This window comes from Maribellus luteus (genome assembly GCF_003576475.1).
Taxonomy (GTDB): Bacteria; Bacteroidota; Bacteroidia; order Bacteroidales; family Prolixibacteraceae; genus Draconibacterium; species Draconibacterium luteum.
Genome location: NZ_QWGR01000079.1, coordinates 1 through 732, shown reverse-complemented (window position 1 = coordinate 732; position 732 = coordinate 1). Strand labels below are relative to the sequence as shown.

Here is a 732-nt window from a genome sequence, read left to right as displayed (position 1 = left end):
ATGGACACAGGCGGCGGCGCGGCGGCCTGGAACCCCGCCTGGCAGGCGTGGGAGATCACATCGACCCCCGCCGCGACCACCTCCTCGGGCGTCGCGGGAAACAGGATGCCGTGCGACCAGACCCGCATCCCCTGGCGATGGGCCTCGGCCGTGATCCGGGCCAGAAGGCGACCGGAAATGTCCGCATAGGTCTTGATCCCGCTGGCGGAAGTCCCCCGGGCGAGGGCGACGGCCAAGGGCAGATCGGTCTGGCTGGTCACCGCCTGCATCCAGGGAACCGCGCCGGCCGTGGCGCCCTGCGTCGCCGAGACCGTGCGTTGGTCGGCGAAGAATCCGGGGCCGGCCATCAGGGCGGCGTAGAAGATGTCCGGGCCGGGAATCTCGCCCACCCGGGAGGCTCGCGCCAGGTCCGCGAGGGCGCGGCCGTCCCCGGCCATGTCCCGGACCGCAGTGACGCCCCCGTAGACCTCGCGCCGCATCAGCGCCTCCGCTCTCTTGCGGTTGGGCGAGGTGGCCAGATGGACGTGGGAGTCGACCAGCCCGGGCAGGAGGTAGCGTCCCGACAGGTCGACGACCTCCGCCCCCTTGAGATCGGCCTTGCTCAGCTGCTGGTCCGGCAGGACGGCCTTGATGACGGCGCCTTCGACGATGACGGCCATATGAGGCTTCACGCCGCCGCCCAGGCCGTCGATCAAGCCGGCGTCGCGATACACGACCACCTGGCTCGCCGGC

1 protein-coding gene is annotated in these 732 nt (G+C 71.7%); it reads right to left on the bottom strand.

Annotation, left to right across the window (positions count from 1 at the left end):
- A partial coding sequence (locus D1614_RS25820; protein WP_438268360.1) for an amidohydrolase family protein occupies positions 1–732 on the bottom strand: 732 nt, incomplete at both ends.